A 6373-nucleotide genomic window follows, 5' to 3' on the forward strand; every position below is an offset into this window, starting at 1 on the left:
TCCATCCTTTCAGCGCTATCTTAGGGTTCACGGAAAAAGTGCCACCACTTCTTCTTTCTTTCTTGTTTCGGTCGCACGACTTCATTTTCAGAAGTGAATTTCTCTTCTTGCTCTGAGGGGCTCTCATAAGCGTTCTGAGGCGTTTTAAAATTTTCTGAATCATTATTCGATTCTTTGTTTAAATCGCCTGATAAGCGTTCCTGCGACGTCAGAAGCAGTATTTGTTTGTTCGCTTGCAAAGTTAGCTGTTGTTGCTGATCAAGAAGTTTTTGTTGTTGGGCTAATAACGACTGCAGCTGATCAATTTGTGCGTCCTTTTGTTGCAACTGTGAAAACAACTTCGTTTCTATACTGTCAGAGCTTGCTGTGTTAGGAATTTCGAACGCTTCAAGCAACTCGGGACGTCCTAGCTTGTCAGCAAGGTGCAACACCCCCGACCATAGAACTGTCTTGTATCCTTGGCTATTTTTGGCAAGGAACGTTGGCTCTAGGTTGTCAACATGTTTCCTCATGGCTTGTCTACTGATACCAAAAAATTCTGCAAGTTCTTTTACTGTCAACATTTCTTTTGGTTGTCTATCCGTTGTCAAAAGGTTGTCACCTCAGTTGCTTTTTTCTTTTAGTATACATGAATTTGATTCGATTATCGATTTCTTTTAAGGCGTCTTAAAAGTGGTCATGTAAAGCCCTAACACCCTAAATTAAACGTGGGACAAACTTTTTATTACGAGGGGGTCGCACATAGGATCTGAGTGCTATATTAAAATATGCAAGGATCAAAATAGTCGATAGGGCGGGTATGCTATACTCATTTATGGCAACTGCCCCGAGAGGGGGTGTAAATATGTTTGAGACCTTGATATCACTGATTATCGCACCACTTCTTGTGGGGATAGTATTAATACTGTTTGATCGCTGGCTAGACGATTAGTCGATAATCGAAGCAGTTGCCTTCTGGCACCAACGCTGAGTCGCAACAGCGCAAAAAAAAAGCCCTCCTATTCGCAGTAGGAGGGCTTTTTGGTGTAAATATGCTTTGTTCTTGATATCACTTCGCACGTTTATTATAGCAAGGAAGGATTAAAAAATCAAAATCAAGAATCTTGAGTAACTAAATACCATCTGCTTCAAAGGCTCGATACAAGAGCGCATTATTCGTGTCAATGTATTGTTGTAAAATGTGTTTAAAGTCATCCAAACTGTCTTTAAGCATATCCACTTCTCGATTATTTGTTAGATCCTTGATCATTTCATTTTGGAGGATTTGATTGATCACTTCGTTGCGGGTGACTTTCTTTCTTGTATTGAAAGTTTGTTTCTTAGCACGCTGTTCTAAGTACGTAACTAGCGCTTCATTGTCAATGCTTAAAGTGAATCTTGTCATAATAAAAAACTCCCATCTTAATCTCATTTTTAAACTTACTGATTATCAAAAAATCGTAATTATGAAAAGAGCATAAGGTGAACGCACCACTCTCATAGTGAGAGTGGGAAAATAGGCTGTGCCTATTGCGTTTCAAGGCCTTTAGATAAGTCACCACACCTTATTTTTTAGTATTCTCCCATGAATACTACTGCGACTACTCAGGTGGTTATTTTCGCTGTTCTGACTACTTCATGACTACTTTCAATATTACTTTTTCCTTTAGAAAAAATACCCGAACACTAATAGTTTTTTGGAAGGTATTGAGCAACAATTTCGTTGAAACTGAGTCCTTTTTTTGTATCTTCTTGTACGATATTGTTGCCTTTTGTTTCTTGATTAGTCTGATTTTTTTTCTTATTCTTGAACCGATAATTTTCATTTCGCACAGTTTTTTTGCTCATTGATACTGCCTCTTGGTATACGTTGGAAGAAAATAAATCTGGTATTTGGGTGTGATCTTGTTCCAACTTTGCGTTTGTCATTACGGTCAAAACAGACAATGAATCTAATATTTTTTTTTCAAATAATTCTTCTTTTCGTATGCGATTAAGCAAATCGATTATGATAAATCGCATCAGCGCACTATCATTTATTGTCTCTTCGACAGGTAAATAGGTTTTCAATTCTTCCAAAGCGTCCCTATGTTCAATGTCGATATATACTTGTAATTTTTCCTTTGTCAAAGCAATTCCTTCTTTCCTCACGTTGTTTTTCTAAGTCGATCGCAGAACGTTCTCAATAAATTCTTCACTACCACCAGTAGGAAAATTAGGGGTGGATCCTATATAGGAAAATATTTCTGCGTGCAAATCCTCGGTGAACTTTTTGATAAATCTATTGCTTTTTGTCATGATATGACCTCCAAAAAAATAATTCATTTTAGAAGTCCGCACGCATATGCTAGAATAAACTAGCAATCGTAGTGGGTTGCGTACGGACTTGCCTAACTTGCTTAAATGTGAGGGGGCAAGTTCTTTTTTATTTTGTCCAATCATGCATTGGAATTCTTGGTTTGTTAGTCTTTAGACCTGAAAATGTAAATTCCAGTTTGGCAATTTTATTGCCTTTTTTTGCTTTGATTTTTGTGACCTTTAGGTCTCTGAAATAGTTTTGTAATTCCCTTAGTGCAGGCTGTAAAACTTTTTGATCGATTTGTCCCATTTGGCGATAGCTCTCCGGAATATCCATTCGTTCTTTAAAATCTTCAATTCTCACAATATAATAACCAGTAGAGCGATATTGCATAAGCAATCGGAATAATGTTTTTGCATAGGTAGAGCGAATCGAAGTGAAAGCAGATAATTCAAACCTAGAAACCTCAGTAGTTAAACCATTGATAATGTAGTCCAGTTTTGGATTAACACTCACATCGACAAACATTTTAGAGACATTAATTTCAAACCCTGTAAACAATACGAAACGTTTGATAACTCGGTCGCCATCTTCATTGATCTCATCCGTACGGTAAGACATACTGATCATTTTTTGATAGACATTCTCCAAATCATGAACGAATCTATCATTACCAGTAAACTTATATTCACTCAATTCTTTCAACTCTTCAAAAGAAAAGCGCACATTGTCTAGTCCACGCTCTTTCATACGAGCACATAATGCAAAGAACAAATCCATTTCTTTAGCGTTGAATTCTTTTAAAGGCACAAGGTTCAATTCATTTTGATATCTAACTGCTAAATCCGTTTTCTTGTCCATTCCTTTCCCCCCTCACATTAAAAATATAACAAACACTAACCTAAATGTAAACAGGTAGTGTTGGTACTCATACAAAATGGTGTTAGTACTCATACAAAATGGTGTTGGTACTCATACAAAATGGTGTTGGTACTCATACAAAATGGTGTTAGTACCATTCTGTATCGCTTGGGAGAGTAAGGCGCAACAGACCCCTAAAAGGGTTTATAAAAGGTCTTATAAAAGATATATAAAATAAACGCGTGCGCGCGCGAGTTTTTCCACAGGTAATTTTTCCCGCCCAAAACATCATTTTTCTTTCAAGTAATCATCTTCGCGAATCTAATAAACAGCTAGTAAAGATTAAACCCTAAACACTGCATAGTTTTGTGGCACATACTATTCAAAAAGACTAGAACCACAACCAAAAGACCTAATTTCAAGGGCAAAAAGGAGTGATCGCTACGCTCTCACATTAGGCTTGCAGCGTTCACTCCGTTCACTCGTTAAAATCAAAACATTAAATAAAGTCGGGGTTGGATAGGGCCTGATTGCTCGTAAAAGCCTTTCTAAGACGTTTTTAGATCTTAAAGGTTATATTATTAGCAAAGCGCCTTACAGGCGGTCAGGGCAAGCCCTAACAACCCCAAAATAACACGGTTGAGAACTTTGCAAAACAATTTAAATGCAAGAAGTAGGAAAATAAATAAAAATAGTATCAAATTTCCAAATAATTAGCCTTATTAGGTCTTGTAAACGAATAAGTTACAAATACAACCCCATGTAAACTATGCGTTTCTTATGTTTTAAGCGGGAATTATGGATAATATACTAGAAATTCGCGTTAAAAAATCAAATTAAATGGAGGCTATATGTTATGAAAAAAGTTATTTTAGTGGGATTAATGTTTGTTGCTTTTTTTGGGTGGAAGGATATTGTATCAGCTGATAGTATTACCGAAGAAAATGCAGTTATCAGTGAAGTAAAAGAACTTGAACAAAGCGGTAAATACGATTTCGAAGTAGTACCCGCAGAAGATATTGATCCGCAAAATATTATTCAATTAGACAGTGTAGAAGAATTAGAAAAAATTCTAGCAGAGTTTAAAAATAGCAGTGAAACAGAATTTACAATTAATGAGAACCCTATCCAAACCAGAGCTGCTGGAAGTAAAACAGTCTCTCAATGGGCTCCGTTTAGTGGCTATGGAATGACTGGACTTCCTACTTGGAGAAATGTATCCTTCAATTATGAATACAAAAAAGTAAATGGTAAAAATCAATTTACTAAGGTTTCAGGAATTAAATCTTACTATTCAGGCTTACAAATTGCTGTTACTTGGAATCAAACCAGTGCATCTTCAAATTTTGTAAAAACAAATAACACTAAAGACACAGTAAAAATAAAAGTAAACGGTTATTCATTATTAGGATTTCAAGTAAAAGGATTTACGATTGGCGCAAAAATCAATGATACTTGGAATTTCTCACATAAAATTTAAATCTATTATTTTAGGGGAAGATCATTATGAAAAAAAGTTTAAATATTAAATGGTTTATTATTAGTCTTATAATTCCTCTGATGAGCGCTTTTGTGTTAAATCCTAGGGAGAATACCTCAGATGGCATGACGAGTTACTTAATGGGCTTTCCAGTTCCATTTATTACGTATCGAAGTTACGATGGTTTTCTAGAGAATAGATTCTTAATTTTGTTACCTAGCATGTGGAAGAAAGTACAAATTGATTTAGCGGTTTATTTCATATCTGTTCTGATCGTATACGTCATAATTGCACTTTTTTTCCGAGTGATAAGAATGCAACAAACTAACTTAAAACAACGCTAACTTCGTTGCTACGGAGTAAACAGATGTGTTATATACAAGATTTGATAAAAACTATACATTGAGACTACCAAAGGAATAGGAGAATTTATTTATGAAAAAAATTATTAGAGCAGTTCTTGTAGGATTGACCTTAACAGCTTTTATGGTTATTGCATTTGGAGTAAATGTTCAAGCTGAGGAGCAGGTTATTGTAGAATCGGATTCAGCAATATTTGAATCTGACAGTATAATCAATAACAATGATATTTTCCAAACCCAAGCTCAAGCTAAGGCTGGTCCAGTTTGGTCTACGACTTCTTTTACGGTGACAAAAAGTGGAAGAAAGGTTACAGCTGTTTGGAAATTGAAAACAAATGCTATAATTAACCGAGTGAACGCTGTTTATAATATTGGGATTTTGGGACAAACGACTTCTCCGGGAAGCTATTCCCCAAAATCTGGTGGTGTGACTATTTCTCAAACTTGGACGTATAAAAAAGGAGGAACTTACAGAATAAATGGGGTTGCTCAAATTTATACTTCAAAGGGAAATGCAAGTTGTTTTTCTCCTGTACGTGTGGTTTCAATTAATTAATATTTTTGGAGGATATGAAAATTGTACGCGATTGAATTAGCTATTACCTTAAACAAAAACAGTGAAAACTACTCTGAAAAATTTGATATTGTGGCGCTACCATTTATTCCAAGAAAAGGGGAAAAAATCCTATGGAATGGGCAATTGTATAAGATTTCAGACGTTATGTATGGTTTTGAAACAAGTGAAGAAGAGTATGGATTCATAGTTAGTCCTGAAATACAAACGTCAATCGCTTCGGATATTTCATATAAAGTTTGGCTAGAAGAAGTTATTTAAACCCTTAGTTAACATAATCTCGATTAACACAAGACGCCCGTCAATCAAGCGATTGACGGGCGTTCTTTGTGATTTTCAATTGGTCTAGCTATGTTTGATCACTAAAATACTGGTAAATCAAGCTTCTTCTCTTTGGGGCGTTTGTGAAGAAACCGGGGGGGCGAGTTGGAACGGTGTTATGTTCCACTCCAGACTTGTCGCAAGATAAGCGAAATGTTGCGTTTCTAACAAGCGTAAAATACAGCGAACTTGATCCGCTGTTTTGTCGGACGCAATGGCTAGGCACTCCACAAAGTCAGCAGGCAAGGAGAAAACGGAACGATTCGCTGTTTGCCACCCCTTGACGATCATGGGATCGAATTCATACCGTCGACAAAAATCACTCACCGATAAACCAAGGTGCCCCACGATATACGCAGTAATCGGATAGCTGTCAACATAAGCTGAAAACGGCATACACAATCCATCCTTTCAGCGCTATCTTAGGGTTCACGGAAAAAGTGCCACCACTTCTTCTTTCTTTCTTGTTTCGGTCGCACGACTTCATTTTCAGAAGT

General features: G+C 36.4%; 9 protein-coding genes. 4 read left to right on the forward strand and 5 right to left on the reverse strand.

Annotated elements, in window-relative coordinates; translation table 11 throughout:
* Window positions 1–20: 20 nt before the first annotated feature.
* Window positions 21–590 carry an HTH domain-containing protein gene (locus ACI2LY_RS30015; protein WP_350627222.1) on the reverse strand — a complete coding sequence of 190 codons (570 nt, stop codon included), beginning with the start codon at window positions 588–590 and terminating at the stop codon, window positions 21–23.
* Window positions 591–844: 254 nt separating this feature from the next.
* Here ACI2LY_RS30015 and ACI2LY_RS30020 point away from each other — a divergent pair, with 254 nt between their 5' ends.
* Window positions 845–931, forward strand: coding sequence for a type I toxin-antitoxin system Fst family toxin (locus ACI2LY_RS30020; RefSeq protein WP_114148919.1), 87 nt, complete (start codon window positions 845–847; stop codon window positions 929–931).
* Between the two features lie 180 nt (window positions 932–1111).
* Here ACI2LY_RS30020 and ACI2LY_RS30025 read toward each other — a convergent pair whose 3' ends face one another.
* The 3 genes from ACI2LY_RS30025 to ACI2LY_RS30035 form a co-directional block, all read right to left on the reverse strand.
* Window positions 1112–1384, reverse strand: coding sequence for a hypothetical protein (locus ACI2LY_RS30025; RefSeq protein WP_249455640.1), 273 nt, complete (start codon window positions 1382–1384; stop codon window positions 1112–1114).
* 281 nt (window positions 1385–1665) lie between these two features.
* Window positions 1666–2130, reverse strand: a complete 465-nt coding sequence (locus tag ACI2LY_RS30030) for a hypothetical protein (RefSeq protein ID WP_350627190.1) — start codon at window positions 2128–2130, stop codon at window positions 1666–1668.
* A 274-nt stretch (window positions 2131–2404) separates the two neighbouring features.
* Window positions 2405–3139 carry a replication initiation protein gene (locus ACI2LY_RS30035; protein ID WP_350627192.1) on the reverse strand — a complete coding sequence of 245 codons (735 nt, stop codon included), beginning with the start codon at window positions 3137–3139 and terminating at the stop codon, window positions 2405–2407.
* Window positions 3140–3995: 856 nt separating this feature from the next.
* On the opposite strand from ACI2LY_RS30035, the gene ACI2LY_RS30040 reads away from it, so the two are divergent.
* The 3 genes from ACI2LY_RS30040 (at window position 3996) to ACI2LY_RS30050 (ending at window position 5816) form a co-directional block, all read left to right on the forward strand.
* Entirely contained in the window at window positions 3996–4619 is a 624-nt protein-coding gene (locus ACI2LY_RS30040) for a hypothetical protein (protein WP_311948681.1), read from the forward strand.
* A gap of 435 nt (window positions 4620–5054) precedes the next feature.
* Window positions 5055–5537, forward strand: a complete 483-nt coding sequence (locus ACI2LY_RS30045; protein ID WP_016611721.1) for a hypothetical protein — start codon at window positions 5055–5057, stop codon at window positions 5535–5537.
* Between the two features lie 21 nt (window positions 5538–5558).
* Entirely contained in the window at window positions 5559–5816 is a 258-nt protein-coding gene (locus ACI2LY_RS30050; RefSeq protein WP_311948678.1) for a hypothetical protein, read from the forward strand.
* Between the two features lie 117 nt (window positions 5817–5933).
* Here the strand turns inward: ACI2LY_RS30050 and ACI2LY_RS30055 are convergent, their stop codons facing one another.
* Window positions 5934–6272 (reverse strand): hypothetical protein, encoded by a 339-nt coding sequence (locus tag ACI2LY_RS30055; protein ID WP_350627224.1) that lies wholly within the window; start codon window positions 6270–6272, stop codon window positions 5934–5936.
* Window positions 6273–6373 lie beyond the last annotated feature (101 nt).

This window comes from Streptomyces sp. NPDC002176, assembly GCF_044903645.1.
Lineage (GTDB): Bacteria > Actinomycetota > Actinomycetes > Streptomycetales > Streptomycetaceae > Streptomyces.